This is a genomic window from Paenibacillus sp. Negev47 (assembly GCF_058313655.1).
In genome coordinates this window covers 4,196,293-4,220,433 of sequence record NZ_CM177754.1, presented here as the reverse complement: position 1 = coordinate 4,220,433, position 24,141 = coordinate 4,196,293, and the positions used below count along the sequence as shown (strand labels likewise).

Below are 24,141 nucleotides of genomic sequence, written 5' to 3'. Positions count from 1 at the left end.
AGATGACTTAATGGACACCGAACATACAACATGGACGAAACAATATATTAATGGGCAATGGGTAGAGGGCTCCGGGGAGAAAACAATGGAGAATATCAACCCTTATACGGGAGAAGTTATTGCCACATGGCGCTCTTCCAATAAGAAAGACATAGATAACGCTTATGAATCAGCTCAGGAAAATTCGATTGAATGGGCAAAGTCTCTACTGTACTTGCGGATGTCAAACCTGAACAAGATATTGTGCAGCAGGAATTGTTTGGTCCAGTGGCTGTGATCATGAAAGCAAGTGATGAGCAGGAAGCTGTGCGTCTGGCGAATACCTTGTATGGACTCAGTGGTTCGGTATTCACCAAAGATCTCAATCGAGGATATCAGGTCGCCCAGCATATCGAATCCGGCATGGTGCATGTGAATGATCAGTCCGTGAACGATGAAGCGCATGTGATGTTTGGCGGTGAGAAAGCTTCGGGAATTGGACGCTTCGGCGGAGATTGGGCGATTGAGAAGTTCACACGTACTCGCTGGATCAGCATTCAGCACCAATATCGAGACTATCCGGGAGTACATTAAGTCGAAAAAAGTTGAATTAGCAGGGTCAATTGTGGAGGGTTAGAACGGATCACCTAAAGATCGACAAATCATGCGAAATTCCGTCTCCAGCTTGAAGGGACAGGCTTTTTGCACGATTTTACACCTCAGAAAAATACTGCATAGCCTAAGGGCGAAAAAGCTGTTTGGGACTGTCTTTATCTGGTTATTTATGGATACACGGAAGAACCGATCCGTAAATCCAATGGCAAAGGGGCCCTGAAATTCATGTCCATTGACCGCTTTATTCTGAGGAAGCTGGATACCTGTCAGGAAGAACATACACGTGCCAATTTGGTTCGGCTGTTTGTCATTCGTATTCGTAAAGCCGAGATTGCGGAAGAACATGATGCCACCTATGTCCTAAGCAAACTGCATTAAATGATGACTAATATGGATCCCAATCTGCGGTTAGCGTGTATACACAAAAAAGGAAGCTTGTCTTTAGCGACAGCTTCCTTTTTCATGTCTTATAATGAACGTAACTTGATGAACTCCTTTTAATATAACGATAAAGCAAGGGAGTCATTTTCACTTCGACTGTGGAGAATAGCTTCTCCGTTAACAATCTCAATACTAATCAAAGAATGCAGACATTTTTGAATGGCGCGTTTACCGTTGCTAATTTTATGCTCAAGAGCACTGCTAAGCAATCTTAATGTCTTCTGCATAGGTTGTTTGTTTTCTTGATTAAAATATACAGGGATTGATTTGTTTTGAAAGGTTATTAGGGTTCTCACTTGAAATCACCTCACGGGAGTTATTTCATACAGGTAATACTAAATTCCAATGCTTAAAATTACCTTAAAATCAGCTTATGAAAACATAAAGGTGGTTAATGTTTGAAAAATGTTCACAATTAGATTGTGGGCGAAGCAATAAAAGTCCTGAAAAACTGAACTTATTTCCCATTTAAATGGAACAAAATCGAAAAGTTTCGCATCCTCGCAATATTTAAATGCATAACTGCCACGAAAGTTCTGAGTCGAATGTACGATATTTTAATATATACGTGGGTCATATGTAACAAAATTACAGGAGGTACATTGCAAACAGGGTGTTTATGTAAGAAAATAGGGTTGGTATAACGATTCATTCTCTTTTTTTGATTTAATCTGACATTAGGACAATTTACATATGAGACCATGGGAGGGATTCGGATGATTCTTACCGTGTATTCTGGCCGCGAGGAAGGCGAATGGTTCGATATCGAGGTTCCGGACGAGTGTACAATTGAACATTTGAAAACATTACTCGGTGTTCGTATTTTTGGACAGGCACCGGGAGACGGCGTTCAGTATATCCTTGAGGCCAAGTTCCCGGAAGGTCTGTGGTTCTCTCCACAGAACGCGCAGCAGTTAATGGAAACCGGGTTGCGGCAAGGCAGTTGCGTACGTGTCCAGCGGGCATTTTCAACGACTTCAGAAGAAGCGCCTGTATATGGAAGACGTTCATTGTTTCAGCAGGACAGCAACAAATAGGGCTTTTGAACGTATACATTCTATTGAACGAACTAAAGGAGGTCTTCTCTTCGTGAATGTGTTATATCAGCGTTCTCCAAGAATGACACCGGTTCTCAAGGAAGAAGGGCTTGAAATACTCAGGCCTCCAACAGAACCGAGCAAACCCACGTTTTCCATGATATCCATTATTGTGCCGATCATGATGACCATGGTCAGCATTGGTTTCTACGTATATATCAACATGACCGGCAAAATGAACAACAGCAGTTATATGATGTTTCAGATGATGACGGTCATGATGATGCTTACTTCTTACACCATTCCATTCTTCGTGTATCTGAGCAACAAGAAATCATATCGCAAAAAATTGGAAGAACGCAAAATCATGTATCTTGCTCAGCTGGACAAACACCGGGAAGAACTGAAGGAAGCGCAGGCGGAGCAAGTGAAGAGTCTGTACGAGATTCACGGTGATCCGGGTGTGTGTCTTCAAGTGGTGAAGAATCGGAACAGTTCCTTGTGGGAACGTTCACCGGAGGACGATGATTTCCTTCAAGTGCGTATCGGTACGGGAGAGATTCCATTCCGAATCAAGCTTCAGGTTCCACGGATTGATGGCTACGAAAAGGATGAGCTCATCGAGGCTGCCCATGAACTTGCGGCCGAATTCCAGACGGTACCGGATGCTTCCATCACATTGCCACTGTTTCAATCGAAAGTTATGGGGCTGGTCGGTGATCGGGATGAGGTTCTCGCTTCCCTGCGAGTCATCATCTCACAACTGACGGTACGGCATTCACCGGATGAACTCAAGCTTGCTGCATTCTATGAAGAGAAAGACCACAAGGAATGGGATTGGCTTCGCTGGATGCCTCATATCTGGGATGAAGACCAGGGACAACGCTATATGGCCGACAGGCACAGCGGTGCGCATCAATTGGCGGACAGCTTGTTTTCCGTGTTGAACCGGCGCCGTAACAATAAGGAAGACCGTTACAAGAAAAGCGTGCAAACGCCTTGTTACGTTGTGATTCTCTCCGATACACAATTGATTGAAGAAGAACCGCTACTTCCGCTACTATTGGAGTCGGCTCAGGAGATCGATGTATGCACCATTATACTGGCTAATCGTAAGGAGTCTCTTCCAATGCACTGTCAGTTGATTATGGAAGCCTCCAAGGGCAAAGGTGTGTATATCAAAAAAACCGAAGATGCGGATGTTATTCAGCAAACGTACAAGCCTGATGTAATCTCGAAGGAGATGGCAGAGGCACTTTCCCGATATATGTCACCGATTCGTTTGAAGCGTTCATCTGCTTCGGATATCCCACAACTGCTCCCGTTATTCGATATGCTGAGCACATCACGTGTGGAGGATCTGGATGTGGTGTCCAGGTGGGGACAGACGAGATATCCTGACACACTTCCCGTACCTATGGGCGTAAGAGCTGGTGGCAAAAAAATTGCTCTTAACCTGCATGATAAAATCGAACGTCAGGGTCATGGCCCCCATGGTCTGATTGCGGGTACAACCGGTTCAGGTAAAAGTGAGGTCATTCAGTCCATCGTAGCCTCACTGGCTGCTGAATTTCATCCACATGATCTGGCGTTCATGTTGATTGACTACAAAGGTGGCGGGATGTCCAATACATTTGTTGATCTGCCACATGTAGTGGGTACGATCACCAATCTGGATGGAAATCTGATTGAGCGGGCGAATATTTCCCTTCGTGCCGAACTGGTCAGAAGGCAAAAAATATTAAATGATGCGGGAAACCTCCAGCACATTGATGAATATTACAAGATTCTGCGTTCCAGACATGAGCAACCACTTCCGCATCTGGTCATTATCATTGATGAGTTTGCTCAATTGAAGCGGGACCAGCCGGAGTTCATGGATGAATTGATCAGTATAGCGGCCATTGGACGGACACTTGGGGTCCATCTAATCCTGGCAACCCAAAAGCCAGCTGGCGTTGTGGATGATAAAATATGGAGTAATTCTCGCTTCCGGATCTGCCTACGCGTACAGAGTGAGGGAGATAGCAGGGACATGATCAAGATCCCAAATGCTGCCTGGATTACGAAGCCGGGGCGTGGATATTTTCAGGTCGGTAGTGATGAAGTATTTGAAGAGATGCAATTCGCCTGGAGTGGTGCGCCGTATAACCAGCAGGAGGACGCAACGACTGTATTGCCTGTTATGGAAGTGCGCCTGAACGGTAAGCGGGAACCCCTGCTAACCGGAGAGCGGAGAGCCGTTCTTAAAGGAGAAGATGTTCCGAAACAGCTTCAGGTCTTTATTGACTATGTAGCGAAGGCTGCAGCAGATGCAGGTATCCGTCGTTTGCCAGGACCGTGGTTGCCACCTTTACCAGAGACACTGGAATGGGAAGGTCTTCAGGAATGGCAGGAAGAAGAGAATCGCGATGTGCTGCTTGATGGCGGCGCGAGTGGTCTGAAACCACGGGTTGGATTGCTGGATGACCTCCCTAATCAACGCCAGCAGCCGCTTGCATTGCCCGTGGATCAAGGCCATCTGGTCGTTTACGGCATGCCGGGACTCGGAAAAACAACATTTGTTCAGACCTTGTTGATGTCCTTGGCACGTTCCCACAGAACTGAACCTTGGCATGGTTACATTATCGATATGGGACGCATGATGAAGGATTTTGCAGCACTTCCTCAGATCGGTGGCGTGATGATGGCTGAGGAGGAAGACCGAATCAAACGGTTATTCCGCTATATTCTCAAGCTGTTAGCACAACGCAAGGATATCATCTCGGAAGCAGGCGTTAAAACGATTTCGGCCTACCGTCGGACAGCTCATGCAGCCGTCCCGCAGATTGTGGTGGTTATCGACGGTTATCTTTCATTCCGCAATGCCTATCCAGAAGAAAATGAACTTCTGGAGACGATCCTGCGTGAAGGCGGCAGTCTAGGCATCACATTTGTGCTTACTGCCAATCGGGTAACGGATGTATTTGAGAAATTCAGAAGCAATATTCCTAATGCAGTTTCATTTGAATTATCCGATCCAAGTGACTATTATTATGCCGTGGGGAGACCTTCCAAGGCACCAAGCCAACTTCCGCCAGGTAGAGGTCTGGTTAAAGGGCAGGTGCCACCGTTGATGTTCCAGGCGGCATTACCTTCTTCTGGAGCAGATGAGGGCAAGCGTTCCTCGGCACTGCGCCGGACGATCGCTGAGATTCGCCAAGGCTGGACAGGGGAAGAAGCACCACAGATTGCTCCCCTTCCGGAAGAGATCAAACTCAAGGATCTACTCATTCGGACAGGAACATATGGTCAGGCTTGGGATACTTCGTCTGTAACTGTACCTGTAGGGCTGCTTACGGACGATCTGGAACCGTTCCAGCTTAATCTTCGTGAAGGCCCGCATTTCATGGTAACGAGTCCGATGGAAGGCGGCAAAACGACATTTTTGTTGACCTGGATGTTATCACTGGCTTATCATGCTTCTCCGGAAGATGTGCAAATATACACGGTAGATATGCGTTATGGTGCAGGTGGGCTGGGAGAAATCAGCAGTTTGCCCCATGTCCGTGGACACGTATCGCGAGAAGAACAGCTTGCACCTGTGATTCAACAGTTGTACGATGAAGTTCTGAAAAGAGGCGAGATTTCCGGTGGACCGGAACTTGTGCTCGTCATCGATGATGCGGACACCTTGTCCAAGCAGCTAAACGACTTTAATGTAAAAGATCAATTGGGAGCGATTGTTCGTCAAGGTAGGGATCGCGGCGTTCATGTGATTCTGTCAGGGGTGCCTGCAGACTTCCCGACCTTTGGTTCTGACTGGGTAACGGATGTGAAGGCTTCCCAGAGCGGAATGCTATTTGGGACTTTAGACCCTAACGATCTCTCGTTCTTCCGTATACCTTATTCCGAATCCGGAGGTAGTTCAGCTGGGCTGAAGGTACTGCCTCCGGGTCAAGGTTATTATGTGAAACGTAAATATTCCAGGGTTAAAGGTGCAGTTCCATATGATGACAGCTGGAAAATGACCGATTGGATTTCTGAAATTCGTGACCGATGGCATGTTGTAGTTTGAGGGGAGGTGGCTCATAATGTTGACGGTTCATGATTCTAAGCAAAAGGTAGTCACGTTGCAAACAAAAGAACTTTTTTTCCTGGCCGGTATTCTCGGTTCAGACCGACTGCTTGGTGTGGAAGATCCGTTTCGCGGCTATATGGCGGAGGATATCGCGATGGAGTGGGAGCGTGTCAAGACCTCCCTGCTTGACAAAGGATATCTGATTCAGGATCAGGAGACGGATGAGCTGATCATGACACCGACCGTTTTCTCCAGAGTAGCCATTGCCGGACTATCCGACAGAGCTTGCTGGATTCGCTACACGATCAACGGCAAGTCATACGAGAGTTATATACATTGCACGGATGAGCGGGTCGTTGAAGTTTCCCGTGTTGCCGATGTACCGGACTCGTTCCGGCTTAACGATCTGGGGAGTGTTCGTGAGGCCATTGATGTCCTGATTGAGCGGATGAAATGGAGCGGCCATTCTCCTGCGGAGAAACCGGCATTAATGTGCTCCAAGAAAAAGTTTTATGATGTTATGAATGAACTGGAAAACAGCAAGGTACAGACCGTAGCAGATGAACTCGCACAGGAGACAAGTGATCCTGAGGGGTCACTTGCGCTGGCACGCTGTCTGGTGGGTAAGGAGTCAGATGGGGAGCTTCGGTTGCTTGTATGGAATGAAGACGGGTGGAAGTCGCAGTCGGCAGCATTTGCTGCAAGTGCGGTCTCCAACTGGTTGTTCCGGATGAGCACCGCCGCTTCAGATGATTGGCTTGTTGCAGCACTGACGACTAGAGAACAGTTTCACGAGATGCTGCTGGACTGGCTTAAACAGCCTGCAGGGGAAGAGGAAAGGTGATGGTAAATGCGCATTCGTGTGGAACCGGATGTGCTTCGGGCACTGAGCAGGCAGATTCAGTATGCAGCGGAGCAAATACAGCAAAAGATGACAGTGTTGGATCAAGCGATTCATTCGCTGGAGTGGGAGGTTGAATCCCGCGCAGCGGTGATGAGTGAATGGAATCACAGTAAACGACTGGGCGAGGATGCGCTTCGTCGTTTGATGGAGTTGAGCGTACAGCTGGGACGCAAAGCGTTGTTATTCCAGCAGGCAGACATGGAGTATCGTTCCGTGCTGAGTCATGTGAACACAGCCTATGGCAATGCGGTCAATATGCTGAATGTTCTTCAGAACAATCGTACAGGAGAAATCATGCCTGCACATTCTGCAACTGTAGCTGTATCCGATCCCCTTTCCGCAATGGCGGCCGTATATCGTGTACAGGATGCCGCGCCGCCTGATGGCTCCCCGGCTACACTGGTGCAGGCCATGCAGCCTGAGCCTGTAGCATGGAGATTCACAGATCCTTCCTTTCGGGGAAGGAGAGGAACCGAGCCTGTGGTCTCCTAAAAAGGGAGAATAAATGGACAGCAGAAATTGAATTTTTTTTTTGTAAATAGGCTGTTAGGAGAAGTTTAAATTGCTGAAAATGGGGTAAATAGGAGTAGGTCCTTCGGCTTTTGTCCGATTGATCCTGGTATAGTACAATTTGAACAAGTCAAAAATTAATTGCACAAACCAAGGAGGAATTTACCAATGGCAGGACGTATTTTAGTTACCCCAGAGCAGCTTGATCAAGTTTCCAACCAATTTAAACAAAGCGGTGAGCAAAGTCAGCAAATCGTATCTACATTGACTCAATCCATCACAAGCATGGAAGGACAATGGGAAGGTATGACAAAACAACGCTTCTTCCAGGAGTTCCAAGAAGCTAGCAAACAAATGCAATCATTCGTTCAAACGCTGAACAGCATCAGCGCTGAACTTACAGCTATTGCTAACAAATTCCGTACAGCTGACCAAGCTCGTTAATCTGCTTTACATAGATCAGGCCGATTTGAAGTCTGAATTCGCCCTGAATTATAGGTGGGTAGCAAGCTGAAGATGTACAACTACAGCAAAAACCGGGCGGTTTCACAACACCCGGTTTTTGTTGCAACTATGACACTAGGACAGAGAGAGGGATAAGCATGTCTTTTCAACCAAATCCCGGGGATGAAGTGGTGATTAACGACATTGCCTATACGATTGGGCAACATCCGGCTGCGCCGGGTCTGGCTTATGCCCAAGCCGGAAGGCAGGGGATTGTTTATCAATTGATACCCCGTAATGGTTCCATTCATGGGGCCAAAGCACTAAAAGTATTTTTCCCTAAATTCCGTATTCCTGCTATGGTATATCAGTCTGAGCATATGGAGTCCTATAGTGAACTGCCAGGTTTGCAGGTATGCAAGCGTGATGTGCTCACTCCGGAAAGAAACGGAGCGCTCATTGGAAAACATCCCGATCTGTTATATGCGGTATTGATGCCATGGGTGCAAGGTCAGACCTGGTTCGACGTGATCAGTGATCAAAGACAGTTGACGGCAGAAGAGAGCCTGAAGCTGGCCAGAGCGCTTGCCGGAACGGGTTCGGCGATGGAGCAGCGTGGATTGGCTCATTGCGATATGTCCGCGCCCAATGTAATGATTCCGTTTTTTTCCGAAGTGGAGAACCTGGGGAAGACGTCTGCGGTAGAACTCGTGGATGTCGAGCAGATGTACGGTTCCAAGATGGATCGTCCGGATGCCCTGCTTGCCGGGTCACCCGGTTATGCGGCCCATCGAACAGTGCACAGCGGTTTGTGGAGTTCTTATGCTGACCGATTTGCCGGAGCCGTAATTATTGCTGAGATGTTAAGCTGGTCAGACCCGGTTATTGTAGAGAAAGCGTGGGGCGAAAGCTATTTTGACCAACATGAAATGCAAACGGTGAGTGAACGCTATTATACAATGCGGGAGTCACTGGAGAAGCGTTGGGGTTCGAAACTTTCCGAGCTGTTTATTCGCGCCTGGGAAAGTCACGATCTGAGCAGTTGTCCGACTTTTGGTGAGTGGTATGTTGCTCTGGCGGCGGTAGACGTCCATCAGGCTCATGCGGTGGCGGCTGCGACCTCAGAAGAAAAGGGTGCTGATCAGCCAGATGCTGTTCATGATAATTTGAAAAAAAGTTCAGAACCAGCAAGCGAAACAACGAATGTTCAAGAGGGGAACAACTCTCAAACACAACAATCTCCTGATCAGGAAGCGGTTGTGAACCGTTTATTCCTGCAAGCAAGAGCCCTTGAGGATGAAGACAAGCCGGCTGCTGCACTGGAAGTGTATCGTTCGCTGTATCATTTTATTCCGCATAACAGTGCGATGCAGATGGAAGTGGAGGCTGCAATCAAGGAACTGGATGCCAAGCTCAATCCAAAAGAGGATACAAGTAAGCCTGTACCGGTCCCTTTCTACAGATCCAAAAAGTTCATGATCTCTTCCGCTGTGCTTATTGTATTGCTGGCAGGAACCGTGCCAACGGTCAAAATACTCGCGGATCAGGCAGAGGTGAAGCAGCAAGAACAACTGGAAGCTACACGACTGGCCGAGGTAAAGGCTGCAGAAGAGGCTGAAGCTGCGAAGGCGGCAGCGCTCAAACAGCAGGAAGAACAAGAAAAACAAAAGGCTGCGGAGGCCGCAAAACTGGACGCAGAGGAAAAGAAAAAGCTCGCTGAAGCCAAGCAAAAGGAAGCTGAAGCGAAGAAAAAAGAAGAAGAGCGCAAGGCATTACAGGCCAAGTATGACAAGCAGGCAAAATATGAAGCCTATCTGGTGAAGCAGGAGCAGCAGAAGAAAGAAGCTGCCAAGAAAGCACAGCAGGAGAAGTATGATAAACAGGCAAAATATGAAGCTTATCTGGTCTGGAAAAAAGAGAATGATGCCAAACTTGCAAAACAGGAAGCGGAGCGTAAAGCGGCAGCTGAAGCTAAACGTCAGCAAGAGATCGCTCAGGCAGCTGCGCTCAAGAAAAAACGTGCGCAGAATGTGGTCACGCTGATTGCTCATTACAATAAAACGTATAATGCGCAAATAGGCAGAAAAATTGAAAATGCGGAATCGTATGCCCGTGATTTCAAAAAACTTTACAATACCGATGCTGCTTATTTCAAAGGGGTCGGCAAAGTAGCGGCTCGAATGAGTGCCATTAACAAATTCTTGAGCAACAACAGCTACACGTTGCCCAACTTATAATAACAACTTGAACGACGGAGGTGGCTCACCCTAGATGAACTACACGATTCAAGCATCACAGCGTACACCCGCACTTATTATATATTTAATTGATATTAGCGCCTCCATGAATATGGTTCTGGAAAATCGTCGGCGGATTGACGTTGTCTATGATGCATTATCACTTGCAATTCGCCAAATGGTGTTTCGGTCCACGAAGGGGAATCGTCTGACACCTCGCTATCGCATAGCGATATTAGCATATAGTGATGATGTATATGACTTGTTGAACGGAATCAAAGGGATTGACGAGATCGCTGCAGTCGGTTCGTTGCCTGACCTGACACCGAGGCGGTTTTCGGATTCTGCGAAGGCTTTCCTACAGGCGGAAAAGATTCTACAGGCCGAAATTCCGAATATGCAGGATTGTCCTGCGCCACTTGTATGTCACATGACCGATGGGGTGGCTACAGGTGAAGATCCCGAGCCGATTGCCAAAAGAATCATGGGCATGAGTGTGCCGGACGGCAATGTGTTGGTCGAGAATATTTTTATATCCGATCATCTGCTGGAAGGGCCGATTGCTGAACCTAGAAGATGGAAGGGGATCTCTCCGGAAACGAATCTTCAGGATGAGCATGGAGAGAAGCTGCGCAATATGTCATCCGTCCTGCCCGAAAGTTATCGGGAAATGCTTGTTGAAGCTGATTATTTGCTTGCTCCCGGTGCACTCATGATGCTGCCAGGTACCTGCGCAGAATTGGTATCGATCGGGTTCCAGATGTCCGCTGCTACGCCTGTGAGATAGGAGGGGAATCATGAGAGCAATGCGATTGGCAACATTGTCTGCTGGTGATAAGGGGGGCCATGCCGAGCAACGGCATGGCAACTTTCGGTATGTGAGTGTGCAGACCGGAGAACAGCCATTAACTCGTTATCAAGGTGCATTCAAGTGCAGATATGGTTACGGCAGAGCCGCAGAGACGGTTAATCAGGGTGATTCCGGACAGGATTTTGCTGCGGTCCGCATGAATGGGAATGTCTGCAATTTTGTATTATGTGATGGAGTAGGCATGAGTTATCTGGGCGACTTTGCAGCACGGTTTCTGGGAAATGCTTTGCTGGATTGGTTGGAAACGACGCAGCACCCGACGGTTGAGGCCGTGGAACGTCTTCTTCATGATCTGACCCTTCCTGCATCCGAGCAACTGGAGAAAATACAACCACTGGAGAGTTCCCCTCTGTTGCTACGTGAAGTATTAATGGAAAAGCGAAGCCGCGGCAGTCAGGCCATGTATGTCTGTGGGCGGATTGAGCTCACAGGAGGAAGTCGCAAAAGCCGTGTGTGGTTAGCGTGGCAAGGAGATTCACGTATTCGCCTCTGGCGCAATAATCAGGAACAGTCTGACATGTTCCAGGCACATTGCAAAACGAATGAGCGTTGGTCTACACTTGAAGGTCCCGTGGGCGGCAAGCCGCACATCTATGAGACAAAAGGGACAGCAAGTGACTCGCTACGTCTTCAGTTATATACAGATGGACTGAACGACCTGGATGCGATCCAGGCTTACGTCCCCGATGAACACATTCAGGTATTGCTGGATGCTACACATACGGGTGGTCTTGAAGATGATGCCGCTTTCATTGAGTTGGAATGGTAAACTGCTGGATATAAAGTGTTGAAGTGACCTGATGTAGCCGTAACAGCGATGAAGATCAACTGTGAAAAAACTTGCTGGTGTTGATTTAAAAGACACTCTTTTTGGGTAATATTGTGAAGAATTGACTTTAACGATGAGCTTGACTTTACATTCTTACATAATTGCTAAATTGAAGGAGTGGATGGATAATGACACAACATAACGGCAAGTCACGGTTTCAAGGCAAGGTGGCGATTATCACCGGAGCAGGCTCAGGAATTGGGAAAGCCTCTGCGGTTAAGATGGCCAAGGAAGGTGCACAAGTTGCACTGTTTGATCTGGTGAATGATCGGATCTCGGAAACGGAAGCAGAGATTAATGCGGTGCATCCAGGTGCGGCGCGAGCATTTGATGTTGACATTTCCGACCCGGCACGTGTGGAAAAAGCAGTGCTTGAAACCGTGGAGTTATTCGGTGGGTTGGATATTGTTTTTGCCAATGCGGGCATTAACGGGGTATCGGCACCCATTGAAGATATTCAGGTTGAAGATTGGCAACAGATTATTACTACCAACCTGAATGGCACATTTTTCACCGTTAAATATGCATTGCCTCACTTGAAAAAACGGGGTGGCGGTAGCATTATCATTACGAGTTCGATTAACGGCAATCAACGCTTCTCAAGCTTTGGCATGTCGGCATATAGCACGTCCAAGGCGGGGCAGGTTGCTTTTACCAAGATGGCTGCACTTGAGCTGGCGAAGTTCAAGATACGTGTAAACGTGATCTGTCCGGGAGCAATTGCGACCAATATCGATCAAAGTACGGTCAAAACGGATGATCTGCAACAGATCATTATTCCGATGGAGTTCCCGGAAGGCCAGCAGCCACTTGCAGATGGACCGGGTCAGCCGGAACATGTTGCGGATCTGGTAAGCTTCCTCGCTTCATCAGAATCCAGACATATTACCGGAGCAGAGATTGTCATTGATGGTGCTGAATCACTGCTCAGCTAATTAGGTATGTTGCGTAATTTCATGATGCTAAATAAGTGTGTCTTGGATAGTCGTTCCTCTGGAACGGCTTTTTTTGTTATAATGCTAACATTCGAACAGTGATACTGAAGAGCAGTAGGGTACATTCATTAGGAGCGATAATATGCATATAGATTTACCGATACAAGAGATTATTCCGGAGTTAAGACAGTTATTTCGGGATCAGGATACAGGTGTGTTAATTGCAGAACCGGGTGCGGGAAAAACGACTGTCGTACCGCTCGCTATGCTGGAGGAGCCGTGGGTTGCCGGACGGAAAATCATTATGCTGGAGCCCCGAAGGCTGGCCGCACGTTCAGCTGCATCGAGGCTGGCGGCTTCGCTTGGGGAAAAGGCTGGGCAGACCGTAGGATATCGGGTACGCATGGATACACGGGTGAGTCAGGCGACACGCATTGAAGTTGTGACGGAAGGCGTGTTGACCCGGATGTTGCAGCAGGATCAGGGACTTGAGGACACGGCGATGATTATATTCGATGAATTCCATGAACGTCATCTACATGGGGATTTGGGTCTGGCTCTAGCATTGGAATCCCGAGCGATGTTGCGTCCGGATCTGAAGCTGCTGGTGATGTCGGCAACCCTTGATCCTTTTCCCGTGTGTGCATTGCTTGGCGAAGATGCAAGATCAATTCACTGTCCGGGACGTACGTTTCCGGTGGAAACACGATATGTGCCGAGACCAGCAGCTATGCAGCTGGAACAATTCACGGCTCAGACCATAGTCAAGGCATTGACCGAACAAGAGGGGGACGTGCTTGTTTTTCTTCCTGGCGCAAAAGAGATACATCGTACAGAGCGGGAGTTATTGAAGGGTTCTCTTCCTGCACAGGTGAAAGTTCATTCTCTGTATGGCAGTATGCCGGTGGAACAACAGGATGAGGCCATACGGCCAGCCGCTGAGGGGTCGCGCAAAATTGTGCTCGCCACCTCTATTGCTGAATCCAGTCTCACACTCCCTGGAGTTAAGATTGTGGTAGACGCGGGGTTGAGTCGAGCATCGGCATTCTCGCCGCGTACGGGCATGAGCAGACTTGTCACTCAGCCGGTGTCCAAGGCGTCAGCCGATCAACGACGGGGGCGTGCAGGGCGAATCGCCCCGGGTGTGTGTTATCGGCTCTGGAGCGAAGAGGTTCATGGCGGGCTGCCTGAGGCAGCTCGGCCAGAGATCACTTCCGCGGATCTTGCGCCGCTGGCGCTGGAGCTTGCCGTCTGGGGTGTCCAGTCCCCAGCAGAGCTGCAATGGCTGGACCCCCCGCCTGACGCCGCCTACGGCCAGGCACAGGCGCTGCTGCGCCAGCTGGGCGGCCTGGACGACGCAGGCCGCATCACGCCCTTCGGGCGGCGGATGAACACGCTTGGCGTGCATCCGCGACTGGCCAGCATGCTGCTCCGCGCGGCGGAGCTTGGGCTGGCCAGCTACGCCAGCATGCTGGCGGCACTGCTGCAGGAGCCTGCCGGCCTCCGCAGCAGTGGCAGTGCAGGCGCGGGCACGGACCTCCGCCCGCGCGTAGAAGCGCTGCTGACCGCGGACAGCAGCGGCATGCCGCAAGCGGCAGCGGCTGTCGCAGACGGCGCGGCCGTGCGGCGCATGCTCCAGGAGAGCCGCCAGCTGCGCTCGGCGCTCGGCCCGGCGGCCGATCCGGTGCGGCCGGATGAGGACAGCTGCGGATTGCTGCTGTCCTTCGCCTATCCGGACCGGATCGGGCAACGCCGGGAGGACGGCCGCTATCTGCTGAGCAGCGGCCGCGGCGTACGGCTCGCAGCGACAGAATCGCTGAGCCGTTCAGCTTATCTGGTCGCAGCCGAGGCAGACGACCAGGGCGCAGATGCGCGCATCCTGCTGGCTGCGCCGTTGCAGGAGCACACATTGTTGCAGGCAGGCCAGCACCTGCTGCACAATGAAGTGCAAGTGGCTTGGGATTCCAATACTCGGAGTGTGCGGGCACATAAGAGACTACGAATCGGAGCCCTTGTAATCAAAGAGAGCAGTATTGCACAGCCACCTGAAGATCAGGTGCTCGAAGCACTGTTAAGTGGAATACGGATGGAAGGTCTGGACTGTTTGCCCTGGAACAAAGCGTCCAGACAACTTGCGGACAGGCTGAGGTTCCTGCATCTCCATCTACCCGAGTGGCCAGACCTGATCGAAGATGATCTGACCGAAGAGCTGGCTGAACATCTCGCACCTTATCTGACAGGCATGAGATCGGCAGCCGATCTAAAGAGATTATCAATGCATGATGTATTGCTCGGTGGACTAAGCTGGAGTCAGCGACAACAACTGGACGATGAAGCACCAACTCATATACAGGTGCCCAGTGGTTCCCGTATTCTCGTGGACTACAGCCGCCCGGAAGATCCTACGCTTGCGGTAAGACTACAGGAGATGTTTGGACAACAGGAGACGCCTCGTATAGCTGGAGGGCGAGTTCCGTTGACCATCCACCTGTTGTCACCAGCCCAGCGACCTGTACAGGTTACACGTGATTTGGCCAATTTCTGGCGAGAGACATACTTTGAGGTCAAAAAAGATCTGAAAGGCCGTTATCCGAAGCACTATTGGCCGGATAATCCACTAGAAGCGGTCGCGACTAATCGAGCCAAACCACGGGGGAAATGATGAATTAATTTCTCTTTTCAGATTAGTATATTGACTTGCAAGCGTTTGAAAGAAAACAGAGCGGGTAATAACATAGCGAACCACTCAATAAGATGAGGAGGGATTCACTATGCAGAAGAAAATCGTAGGTGTGTTTAATACAGAACGTGAAGCATCACAGGCTATCGAGGGTCTGAAAGCACAAGGATTCACTTCAGACGAAATCTCGGTAATTACGCAAGATCGGGATGAACTGAAGGCGATTCGGGAAGAGACAGGTACGAAAGCCCCTGAAGGCGTGGCTGCGGGTGCAGCAACAGGTGGTGTACTTGGTGGAGTAGCTGGTTTGCTCGCAGGTATCGGTGCACTGGCCATACCCGGCATAGGACCCATTCTGGCCGCGGGTCCCATTGCAGCAGCATTAACTGGTGCAGCTGTAGGTGCGGGAGCTGGCGGACTTGTTGGTGGTCTCGTAGGTTTGGGTATTCCGGAAGAGGATGCCAGACAGTATGAGGAGTATGTACAAAATGGTAAAATCCTGCTGCTCGTAGATTCCACGGATCGGGACTCCGATGTGTACGATGTATTCAGCAGCAACAGCCAGATTAACCGGGACAGAGCTGAAGCAGCTCATCGCGGAGATGTACCCGCAGAACGTCCGGATCTGGATATGGAAGAACGCAGATTGGAAGCCCAAAGCAAGGCAGCTCGATTGGGTAACAATACATTCTTGTAAAAGCTTCGCTTACTTGGTTGAATTAAATGACATGATACCTGAAAACAGAATAACATACAGGATGCACCAGATGGTCATAAGCCGGTTTCCTTAAGGGAGGCCGGCTTTTGTCCCTGTGATATAGTTGTACATGATAAATGACGGTGGTGTTTTTACCCAGTCAAGCAGGGAATAACAATACATACAGCAGAATAGCCAAAGCGAGTCCAATCACCAGTAGCATCATGGTAAGAAACCGGATTAATCCGGTCGATGCCTGAAACGTTTGTTCATTGATTTGTGTACGCTTCCGATGATAGGCCGCTGCCGAATATAAAATGATGGATATACCGCCAATCAGAGAAGTGATCCCTGTGATAATCGCGGCAATGTGCGCAAGACGGTCATAGGCTGAGGAATTGAAGCCAAATCCTGCAGCAAGAAAACCGATGCCTGCCATGGCAATACCGGTGCGTACCCATGCCAGAAAAGTTCGCTCGTTAGCCAGATGTTGTTGAACATACTTGGAGTCGATCGTGGTTAAGTCCTTGTCAGTTAAAGAAATATGAATCACTCCGTTCATCAGATCTACGGCTTCATTGTACTTTGTTTTTATCGCAAAACCAAGAAAGGACGGCTGAATGTATGCCTCGCAGAGAACGTATTACAGAAATTGAGAGCTTAAGGGGAATAGCATTTGCAGCAGTGGTTCTCCAGCACTCCATTGCACATTACGCCCTTGTACCGGAAACGAGACTGGAGGATGGCGTGTTATTGGCTATACTGCTGATGCTCTCCAAATTTGCAGTCCCTTTGTTCATATTCATAACAGGTATGGTGCTTTTTTATAACACGGGAGACAAGCTGCATTATGGGAAGTTCATGAGAAAAAGAGTAACCGACGTCATCGTTCCTTATCTCATCTGGTCACTCATATACTTTACACTTGCACCGCGAGGCTGGACCGGATTTGGATGGAATGATATCCCAGACCTTGGCCTGAAGTTGATTACGGGCAAAACCACTTCACACTTCTGGTACATTATTATGCTGATCCAGTTTTATCTGTTATTTCCGCTCTTCTTGCGAGCCATTCGTTATGTATATAACCGATATGAGGCCAAGGGGCGCATGATAGCGCTGCTGATTACGGGTGCTGTGTATCTGGTGCTCGCAGATCAATTAGGTAACATCGCCAAATTCATGGAATGGCTGAATATCCCGGTACTGACGGATGCTTTTACAACGTACGCAGACCGCAATTTCCTCTATTTCTTTCTTTATTTTGTGCTTGGTGCAGCGGCGGGGTTATCTGTCCAGCGCTGGAATGAATGGATTCATCGGTTACGTTGGGTATATTGGACGATGTTTACCGTGCTGGGTCTTCGGTTTACATATTTATTAATGCTGGAGTTTCAGAAGCCGGAGGGAATCAAAATTACGTTTTATACGGTCAGCCTGATCCGTCCTGATATGGCACTCTTTCTGATTGCTTCCATTATGGTCATGTATCAACTGGCTGGTAAGTTGCACAATCTCAGGACTATACAATTGCTTGGATGGATTGGTGGTGTATCCTACGGCGGATATCTGATGCATATGTTGATGCTGCGGTACAGCTATATTCCGGATGAACTGTTTTATGTCGCTATGGGCTGGAACCCTGTCGTTCGAATGATCATCACCTGGTTGTTGGCTCTCGCCCTATCCTGTGTGTTGACATGGCTCATCTCCCGCGTAAGCTGGGGTAAATGGATTGTGGGAACCGTACCGAAGACTGTCCGCAATAAATGAATATATCAACATATGAAAAATTCATAACAGAGTAATGGCGTAAAGCAGTAATGCAGAATTACAGGCTTGCAGGCATACAGGTTCGACCAAAATGCGAGCGTTGCATCATTGTGTTTAATACATGGAATTGGCATGGCTCAGATTAATCTCTTGGATACACCGACTTTTAAAATTATTTTAAAATTTCATTACATGAAAAATTCACAAAAGAAAACCTTTTTCTGTGCTTCCTCTATGTTGATGCGTATTCACACCCTTACTTTCTCGCCCTCTTATAAGATCGATAAAAGGGAGGCAAAGCGGAGAAAGATGGCAGAACCCGAACATAAGTTTTATAATACTAGATATATAGGTTCTGACAGGAGGGGTATGAACGTGGCTTTTATGATTGCACAACGGGCATTTATCAAGCTCTATCTGATTACGATGGTTGAACAGCACAGGGGATATGGTTACGAGATGCTGGAGGCGATGAAGCAGGAATTCAAAGACTACGGTTATGTACCACCCCAGAGCGAGGTATATCGGGCATTACATGAATTGGTACAGCAGGGTGTATTTTATCGCACGAAGAAGCTGAAGGGTAATGATCCGAAGGTCGATTTCCAGGAAATCGTTCTATATCACTTCACGGATGATGGTGCGGAGAAAGCTGAATTATACAAGAAACAGGTCAAAACGGATCTGGATCGTTGTCTCGGCATGTTACACAAGGCAGATGAGGACAATTACGGTACGAAAGGAAGATAAGCATGGATAAACAGTTACAGTGGGGTGTACTCGGTACGTCAACCATTGCCAGAAATGCAGTCATTCCAGCAATCCAGCAGTCCGAACGGGGTGAAGTCTTGGCGATTGCCAGCCGCAGCAAGGAAAAAGCGGAAGCCCTTGCCGAAGAACTCGGCATCGCCAGATCCTATGGCAGTTACGAAGAACTCATCGCTGATCCGGATATCGAAGCCGTCTACATTCCTTTGCCTAACCATATGCACAAAGAATGGACCATTAAAGCTGCACAGGCTGGCAAGCACGTTTTATGTGAGAAACCAGCTGCCTTGAACGCTGATGAATCGGCAGAAATGATCGAGGTATGTCGTCAGCAAGGCGTTCTATTTGCAGAAGCGATTATGTATCGATATCATCCCAAGCACAGACGTGTGCAAGAGATTATAGCCAGCGGGGAGATCGGTACCGTCAGAGCCATCCATGGTAACTTCACCTGTAATACCGCAGATGATAAGGAAAATGTAAGATTCAAAAGAGAGATGGGCGGCGGATCGTTATTTGATCTTGGCGTATATCCAATCTCGGCGGCACGGATGTATCTGGGACAAGAGCCGGAAGCGGTGACAGTACATGCTTTATTTTCGGACGAGCATGATGGGGTGGATATGATGGCTTCGGGACTGGTGGAATTTCCGAATTCGGTAGCCTTAACCTTTGACTGTGGCATGTGGGCTTCAGGAAGAGCGGAGATGGAGATCCTGGGAACGGATGGGCGAATCGAACTGCCAAAAGTGTTTGGCTGGGAGAATAGTGATATTCCACCTCAGATTATTGTGCACACGGATTCGGTTAGTCGTGAGGAGCGTGTATCGGTATCCAATTCCTATGTTCTACAGGTTGAAACGTTTGCGGCTGCTGCACTTGAAGGAGAGGCCTTGCCTTTCAGTCCGGAAAATACCATTCAAAACATGCGTGTCATTGATGCGTGCCTGGAATCGGCACGAACTCGTCAACGTGTGCAGCTGATCGATTAGACCAATTCAAACCAGATCAAACATACTAAAACATGTAGACTCCATCTTCAGAGATGAGAGTCTTTTTCTGTCTTAAAATGTTATAATTATAATATTTTACAATTTGAACGTCTTCATTTGATATTTCTACCAAAATGATGTGATATAAATAGTCATGAGATGACTTGTTTACTATAATCTAGCAGAACATCCAACTAGAGAGTTGCGGCTTACAGAACACATATCGTGACAGGTTCATCTACTTTGAAGGATCGGGAGGCCGAATTAATGAGAAGATTACTATCAACCGCTGTACTGGCATTGTTGTTAACGTTCGTTTTCCTCACAGGTTCACAGCTCACTCCAGTTCCACAGCAGAAGGCATCTGCTGCAACATGTACCATTATCAATACATTTACAGGTGTAGCAAACTATTTGAGTGCAAATGGAACATTGCCATGTAACTTTATTACCAAATCACAGGCAACAGGACTCGGCTGGGTAGCGTCAAAAGGAAACTTGGCTGTCGTCGCTCCTGGGAAAAGCATCGGCGGAGATACATTCGGCAATCGTGAGGGTCTTCTGCCATCAGCAAGCGGACGTACATGGCGTGAAGCGGATATCAACTATACTTCCGGTTTCCGTAATTCTGATCGGATCGTGTATTCCAATGATGGACTCATCTACAAAACGACAGACCACTATGCATCATTTACACGGATGAAATAAAGGAAGGACAGCCATGAATATTGTGATTCTGGATGGACAAGAATTTACCAGTACGGCTGAACTTCATCAGCAATTGAAGGATAAGCTGCATCTGCCAGATTTTTATGGCGGTAATCTCGACGCTTTGTGGGACTGCCTGACGGGGACAATTGAGCTTCCACTTGAGTTAAAATGGACCAACTACCGAATCAGCGAAGAACGACTGGGGAATGAAGCAGACCGGGTACGCAATCTGATGCTCGAGGTACAGGCTGAGCAGTCCGGATTTCAATTGAGTATTGAGAAGTAGGCAGAAAATGTAGGCGTTTATAAATATGATGAGCCCAACCTAACAGACCACATGTGGTCTGTTTTTTTGTTTTAGGAAGTGGATCAAAAAGTCCGTTGTTGATTACGAATCAGGCCATACATGCAGTTTATGCTTAGTAAAGTTGTATCCAGATTTGGTGATTCCATTGATTCGATTGCATACAGCTGGATGGTATACATTCTGACCGGTTCGAAAGTGCTGATGGGTAGGCTGCTGGCGGTGAATTTCTTGCCCAATATCCTCCTGGGTCTGTTCGCCGGTGCTTTGGTTGATCGCATGTCTCTCAAAAAAGTGATTGTGATTACCAATACCAGTCGCGGGTTGTTCGTGGGTATTATAGCCCTGTTGTTCGGACTGGGGCAACTCGAAGTCTGGCATCTGTTTGTCATCACGATTCTGAATTCTTTGCTGGAATGCTTTACTGTTCCTGCGGAAGTGTCCAGTGTGCCCCGATTGCTCCCCCAATCGATGCTGCTCTCCGGTAATGCCATGTCGTCTTCCGCAACCAGAGTGGCAGAGCTCGCAGGACTTGCAGTGGCGGGTGCAATCATTGCTACAATAGGCATTGCGTGGACGATCCTGATTGATGCTGGGTTGTTTGCACTAAGTGCTTTAATTATTATTGTCTTTGGTATTATGCTTGCCATGTCAGCAGGTATGCTGCTTCTAAGCAAAAGTTTTCGAACGCTTTGTGAAGTACATTCAGAAGCGATTATTATACGATTTTATGTAGCATGCCAGCTCCGGCTTGTTTTGACCGAAGCCCTGATGCAGCGGTATAATAGAGGCATCGATGGGCAACAGGTACCCCGGAAATGAGGATACAGGGATGCAGCAAAGTTCTTTCCACAATTGAAGAAATTAAAATCTACTCCGATCCGTATCGGATACAGATTATGAATATGTTTAATAAGCGGGGCAGGGCCTCTACGGTCAAAGAGATCGCTGATCAGATGGGTGAGGTGCTCGCCAAAGTACACTATCATGTGAAAAAGTTGGAGAAAATCGGTCTGCTCACCATCGTTTCCACACGTGAGATTAGATTATTGCGAAATACTACGAACCATTTACCGGAGAGATCCATCTCCGTCACGAAGAAGAAGACAAGGAAAACTTACCATTGAAACAGGTGTTTCGGTCCGAAACGCTTAAATTATTGAATGAGATGTTCGAACAAAGTCGTCAGCGATTCATGCATTAGGCGGAAAACGAAGATCGGATGTTTCTCTCCGACATCACGCTGTATGCAACCCGTGAGGAAGTAGAGCAGTTGTATAAAAATATCATTAAACTCTGTGAACCCTATACAACGAAAGAGAATCATCAAGGGGAACATGAGGTCTTTCAGTTATTTTCTGCTCTCTCTAGACCGTTAGAGAAAATACCTGCATCTAAGACAGATGCAAAAGAGAAAAAGAAAGCTACATCCGGTAAGGCCAAATCAACTTCGAAAGCGTCTCGTACAGATTCGAAGCGGCAGGAATCTGCATTATCTGATAGTGAGTCGGAAGAATAAACGGACGGAATTTATGGGTTCAGCGTTATCGCTGGAAGCAAGCAAAGGCAAACGTGAGAGACTGCTTTGGAGAAAACTAGAAAAAGCCGCCATTGGCGGCTTTTTAATGCGTGACAAGAAAGGCTAATGGTGGAGCATCCTATTGAATCGAATTCAATTTTGACGCTTACTGTTTGAGTTCATAACGATGTTACATGTTCTCATCATAGTCCTTCACATCACGTTTGGCTGCGGTTGCGGGGGAGTTGGATGTACCATATTCCTCGACTGCTTCCCAAGCATCCGCGTTGTCGAACTTGCCGGCGTTCTGCTGTCTTCCTTCTCCAGCACCACTTGGAGGCATGGTCATTACCTCTTCTTCAACAGGCCGATCGTTGCTGATCTCCCGGTTAGGCGTGTCGTCAATACAGTATGCCGTATATGGAATAGCCTCAAGTCGTTCGAAGGGGATATCCTCTCCGCACGTTACACAGGTTCCGTATGTACCTTGCTCCATACGTTCCAATGCGTCGTTCACTTGATTGAATTCGTCTGTTAATGTATCGTCGATCGCCAGGTCACGGCTGCGTTCAAATGTTTCTGTACCGGCATCTGCCGGATGATTGTCATAGGAGGACAGCTCACCGGTTGAATCTTTCAGCGACTGGGCCGGAGCACCGTCTTCCATGCTGGATTCAAAATGACGCTGCAAGTTTTCGCGTTGCTCCAAAAGGGCGTTTTTCAGTTCTTGACGTTGATCTTGGGTTAATGTACTCATAAGGACATGCTCCTTTCCCATTGTGGGGTGTAGTGTGTCCTTACCCGAATTAGATGAAAAGCAATCATTTTCGTCAGGAAAAGGGTCGTATCGTTTTATATCTGACGGATTATGTGTTATAAAAAATAGAGAGAGAAAATGCCGTATGTTCTTCACAGGAAATAGAACCACGGCTTGGCCTATAATGGAGGTTGTCAATATGGATGAACATATGAAACGAAGATTGGATAAACAAAGACAATTGTTCAAACAATTGGGTGTACAGCTAGATGCGTTATCGATTCATGAAAAACAATTCAATTATAAACTTCGTGGTTATGATCCGGATGAGGTGGATGCTTACCTTGACCTGGTCATCAAAGATTACGAACGTTTCTATGCCAATATTGCAGATCTGATGGACAAATGGCAAGAACAGCAGTTAACGATTCGGGATCTCAAGTCGTCCGCAAAACCGGTAGAAGATCCGACCAAGATTGATCGTAAACAGCTGGATGATATTGTGAAACAACTGGAATACAGTGTGCGACAACTCAAGATCAGAGCACGTCCCGAAAAGGATCTGTTCTCTGAATAATGTCAGCATGTCTGGGATGATATTAAATAAAGGTGGTTAATCATGAGTACTCATTTTTCGGTCAGTGTGCATTGTCTGTTGTTATTGTCACTCAGCGCGCCTGAACGAATCACGTCTGCACATATCGCAGGTAGCGTGAATACCAACCCTGTCGTCGTAAGACGTATTCTGGGCAGGCTGAAAAAGGCAGGATTAGTGAATTCTTCTCCTGGAACAAGAGGCTTCTATCTGGCGAAGCCATCAAGTGAAATCACATTAGCCATGATCTATCAGGCTGCTAAGGATGAAGGCCCACTGTTTCCGATTCATGGCAATTGTAACCCAGATTGTGAGGTGGGCTTGCATATTGACAGCCTGCTGAATAATCTGTATCAGGTTGCCGAGGCTAAGGTAGAACAGTTTTTTGCGTCGATCACGCTCGAAGATATGGAGCGTTCCAGCTCCCAGATGCAAGCTGTTGCATCGCAGACAGAGTAAATGCAAAAGGGCGTAAAGGAAAGG

27 protein-coding genes are annotated in these 24,141 nt (G+C 47.9%); 24 read left to right on the top strand and 3 right to left on the bottom strand.

Annotated elements, in window-relative coordinates; all coding sequences use genetic code 11:
* The first annotated feature begins 10 nt into the window (after positions 1 to 10).
* The 3 genes from AC4G47_RS18840 to AC4G47_RS18830 all read left to right on the top strand — a co-directional run bounded on the left by AC4G47_RS18840 (position 11) and on the right by AC4G47_RS18830 (position 972).
* Complete coding sequence (locus tag AC4G47_RS18840) at positions 11 to 277, top strand: aldehyde dehydrogenase family protein (RefSeq protein ID WP_491106740.1); 267 nt, start codon at positions 11 to 13, stop codon at positions 275 to 277.
* Positions 193 to 573 carry an aldehyde dehydrogenase family protein gene (locus AC4G47_RS18835; RefSeq protein WP_491102206.1) on the top strand — a complete coding sequence of 127 codons (381 nt, stop codon included), beginning with the start codon at positions 193 to 195 and terminating at the stop codon, positions 571 to 573. Before AC4G47_RS18840 ends, AC4G47_RS18835 begins: the two co-directional genes overlap by 85 nt.
* Positions 574 to 819: 246 nt before the next feature.
* On the top strand, positions 820 to 972 hold the full coding sequence (locus AC4G47_RS18830; protein WP_186327703.1) for a hypothetical protein: 153 nt from the start codon (positions 820 to 822) through the stop codon (positions 970 to 972).
* Positions 973 to 1,091: 119 nt separating this feature from the next.
* Here AC4G47_RS18830 and AC4G47_RS18825 read toward each other — a convergent pair whose 3' ends face one another.
* Positions 1,092 to 1,331: a hypothetical protein gene (locus AC4G47_RS18825; protein WP_074094612.1), complete on the bottom strand. Its 240-nt coding sequence runs from the start codon at positions 1,329 to 1,331 to the stop codon at positions 1,092 to 1,094.
* Between the two features lie 420 nt (positions 1,332 to 1,751).
* Here AC4G47_RS18825 and AC4G47_RS18820 point away from each other — a divergent pair, with 420 nt between their 5' ends.
* The 11 genes from AC4G47_RS18820 (at position 1,752) to AC4G47_RS18770 (ending at position 16,239) form a co-directional block, all read left to right on the top strand.
* Complete coding sequence (locus tag AC4G47_RS18820; RefSeq protein ID WP_458126446.1) at positions 1,752 to 2,072, top strand: hypothetical protein; 321 nt, start codon at positions 1,752 to 1,754, stop codon at positions 2,070 to 2,072.
* Between the two features lie 52 nt (positions 2,073 to 2,124).
* Entirely contained in the window at positions 2,125 to 6,129 is a 4,005-nt protein-coding gene (gene essC / locus AC4G47_RS18815; RefSeq protein ID WP_491102205.1) for a type VII secretion protein EssC, read from the top strand.
* A 16-nt stretch (positions 6,130 to 6,145) separates the two neighbouring features.
* A complete protein-coding gene (locus AC4G47_RS18810) occupies positions 6,146 to 6,976 on the top strand; it encodes a hypothetical protein (protein ID WP_491102204.1) in 831 nt (276 codons plus the stop codon).
* Between the two features lie 6 nt (positions 6,977 to 6,982).
* Positions 6,983 to 7,528, top strand: a complete 546-nt coding sequence (locus AC4G47_RS18805) for a WXG100 family type VII secretion target (RefSeq protein WP_482073737.1) — start codon at positions 6,983 to 6,985, stop codon at positions 7,526 to 7,528.
* Positions 7,529 to 7,714: 186 nt separating this feature from the next.
* The gene (locus AC4G47_RS18800) at positions 7,715 to 7,990 is read left to right on the top strand and encodes a WXG100 family type VII secretion target (protein ID WP_017689071.1); all 276 of its coding nucleotides are present in this window, start codon (positions 7,715 to 7,717) and stop codon (positions 7,988 to 7,990) included.
* A gap of 158 nt (positions 7,991 to 8,148) precedes the next feature.
* A complete protein-coding gene (locus tag AC4G47_RS18795) occupies positions 8,149 to 10,227 on the top strand; it encodes a hypothetical protein (RefSeq protein ID WP_491102203.1) in 2,079 nt (692 codons plus the stop codon).
* A 34-nt stretch (positions 10,228 to 10,261) separates the two neighbouring features.
* Positions 10,262 to 11,014: a vWA domain-containing protein gene (locus AC4G47_RS18790; protein WP_145318689.1), complete on the top strand. Its 753-nt coding sequence runs from the start codon at positions 10,262 to 10,264 to the stop codon at positions 11,012 to 11,014.
* 10 nt (positions 11,015 to 11,024) lie between these two features.
* A complete protein-coding gene (locus AC4G47_RS18785; RefSeq protein WP_491102202.1) occupies positions 11,025 to 11,867 on the top strand; it encodes a PP2C family serine/threonine-protein phosphatase in 843 nt (280 codons plus the stop codon).
* Between the two features lie 188 nt (positions 11,868 to 12,055).
* Positions 12,056 to 12,862, top strand: a complete 807-nt coding sequence (locus AC4G47_RS18780; protein WP_491102201.1) for an SDR family oxidoreductase — start codon at positions 12,056 to 12,058, stop codon at positions 12,860 to 12,862.
* Between the two features lie 142 nt (positions 12,863 to 13,004).
* A complete protein-coding gene (gene hrpB, locus AC4G47_RS18775; RefSeq protein WP_491102200.1) occupies positions 13,005 to 15,524 on the top strand; it encodes an ATP-dependent helicase HrpB in 2,520 nt (839 codons plus the stop codon).
* A gap of 109 nt (positions 15,525 to 15,633) precedes the next feature.
* Complete coding sequence (locus tag AC4G47_RS18770) at positions 15,634 to 16,239, top strand: general stress protein (protein ID WP_491102199.1); 606 nt, start codon at positions 15,634 to 15,636, stop codon at positions 16,237 to 16,239.
* 160 nt (positions 16,240 to 16,399) lie between these two features.
* On the opposite strand, the gene AC4G47_RS18765 is transcribed toward AC4G47_RS18770, so the two are convergent.
* Positions 16,400 to 16,801, bottom strand: coding sequence for a YidH family protein (locus tag AC4G47_RS18765; RefSeq protein ID WP_491102198.1), 402 nt, complete (start codon positions 16,799 to 16,801; stop codon positions 16,400 to 16,402).
* Between the two features lie 62 nt (positions 16,802 to 16,863).
* On the opposite strand from AC4G47_RS18765, the gene AC4G47_RS18760 reads away from it, so the two are divergent.
* The 8 genes from AC4G47_RS18760 to AC4G47_RS18725 all read left to right on the top strand — a co-directional run bounded on the left by AC4G47_RS18760 (position 16,864) and on the right by AC4G47_RS18725 (position 22,306).
* Positions 16,864 to 18,012, top strand: coding sequence for an acyltransferase (locus AC4G47_RS18760; protein WP_491102197.1), 1,149 nt, complete (start codon positions 16,864 to 16,866; stop codon positions 18,010 to 18,012).
* 375 nt (positions 18,013 to 18,387) lie between these two features.
* Positions 18,388 to 18,762 carry a replication termination protein gene (locus AC4G47_RS18755; RefSeq protein ID WP_105598241.1) on the top strand — a complete coding sequence of 125 codons (375 nt, stop codon included), beginning with the start codon at positions 18,388 to 18,390 and terminating at the stop codon, positions 18,760 to 18,762.
* Positions 18,763 to 18,764: 2 nt separating this feature from the next.
* A complete protein-coding gene (locus tag AC4G47_RS18750) occupies positions 18,765 to 19,772 on the top strand; it encodes a Gfo/Idh/MocA family protein (RefSeq protein WP_491102196.1) in 1,008 nt (335 codons plus the stop codon).
* 267 nt (positions 19,773 to 20,039) lie between these two features.
* Positions 20,040 to 20,480, top strand: coding sequence for a ribonuclease (locus tag AC4G47_RS18745; RefSeq protein WP_491102195.1), 441 nt, complete (start codon positions 20,040 to 20,042; stop codon positions 20,478 to 20,480).
* A gap of 13 nt (positions 20,481 to 20,493) precedes the next feature.
* Complete coding sequence (locus tag AC4G47_RS18740) at positions 20,494 to 20,769, top strand: barstar family protein (RefSeq protein WP_491102194.1); 276 nt, start codon at positions 20,494 to 20,496, stop codon at positions 20,767 to 20,769.
* A gap of 120 nt (positions 20,770 to 20,889) precedes the next feature.
* A complete protein-coding gene (locus AC4G47_RS18735) occupies positions 20,890 to 21,609 on the top strand; it encodes an MFS transporter (protein ID WP_491102193.1) in 720 nt (239 codons plus the stop codon).
* 77 nt (positions 21,610 to 21,686) lie between these two features.
* A complete protein-coding gene (locus AC4G47_RS18730; RefSeq protein ID WP_491102192.1) occupies positions 21,687 to 21,914 on the top strand; it encodes a helix-turn-helix domain-containing protein in 228 nt (75 codons plus the stop codon).
* Positions 21,915 to 22,060: 146 nt separating this feature from the next.
* Complete coding sequence (locus AC4G47_RS18725) at positions 22,061 to 22,306, top strand: hypothetical protein (RefSeq protein ID WP_491102191.1); 246 nt, start codon at positions 22,061 to 22,063, stop codon at positions 22,304 to 22,306.
* A gap of 190 nt (positions 22,307 to 22,496) precedes the next feature.
* Here the strand turns inward: AC4G47_RS18725 and AC4G47_RS18720 are convergent, their stop codons facing one another.
* Positions 22,497 to 23,063, bottom strand: coding sequence for a TraR/DksA C4-type zinc finger protein (locus AC4G47_RS18720; protein ID WP_458126462.1), 567 nt, complete (start codon positions 23,061 to 23,063; stop codon positions 22,497 to 22,499).
* Between the two features lie 199 nt (positions 23,064 to 23,262).
* Here AC4G47_RS18720 and AC4G47_RS18715 point away from each other — a divergent pair, with 199 nt between their 5' ends.
* Both AC4G47_RS18715 and AC4G47_RS18710 read left to right on the top strand, forming a co-directional pair.
* A complete protein-coding gene (locus tag AC4G47_RS18715) occupies positions 23,263 to 23,640 on the top strand; it encodes a DivIVA domain-containing protein (RefSeq protein ID WP_017689054.1) in 378 nt (125 codons plus the stop codon).
* Positions 23,641 to 23,682: 42 nt separating this feature from the next.
* Positions 23,683 to 24,117: an Rrf2 family transcriptional regulator gene (locus AC4G47_RS18710; RefSeq protein WP_491102190.1), complete on the top strand. Its 435-nt coding sequence runs from the start codon at positions 23,683 to 23,685 to the stop codon at positions 24,115 to 24,117.
* Positions 24,118 to 24,141: the final 24 nt, after the last annotated feature.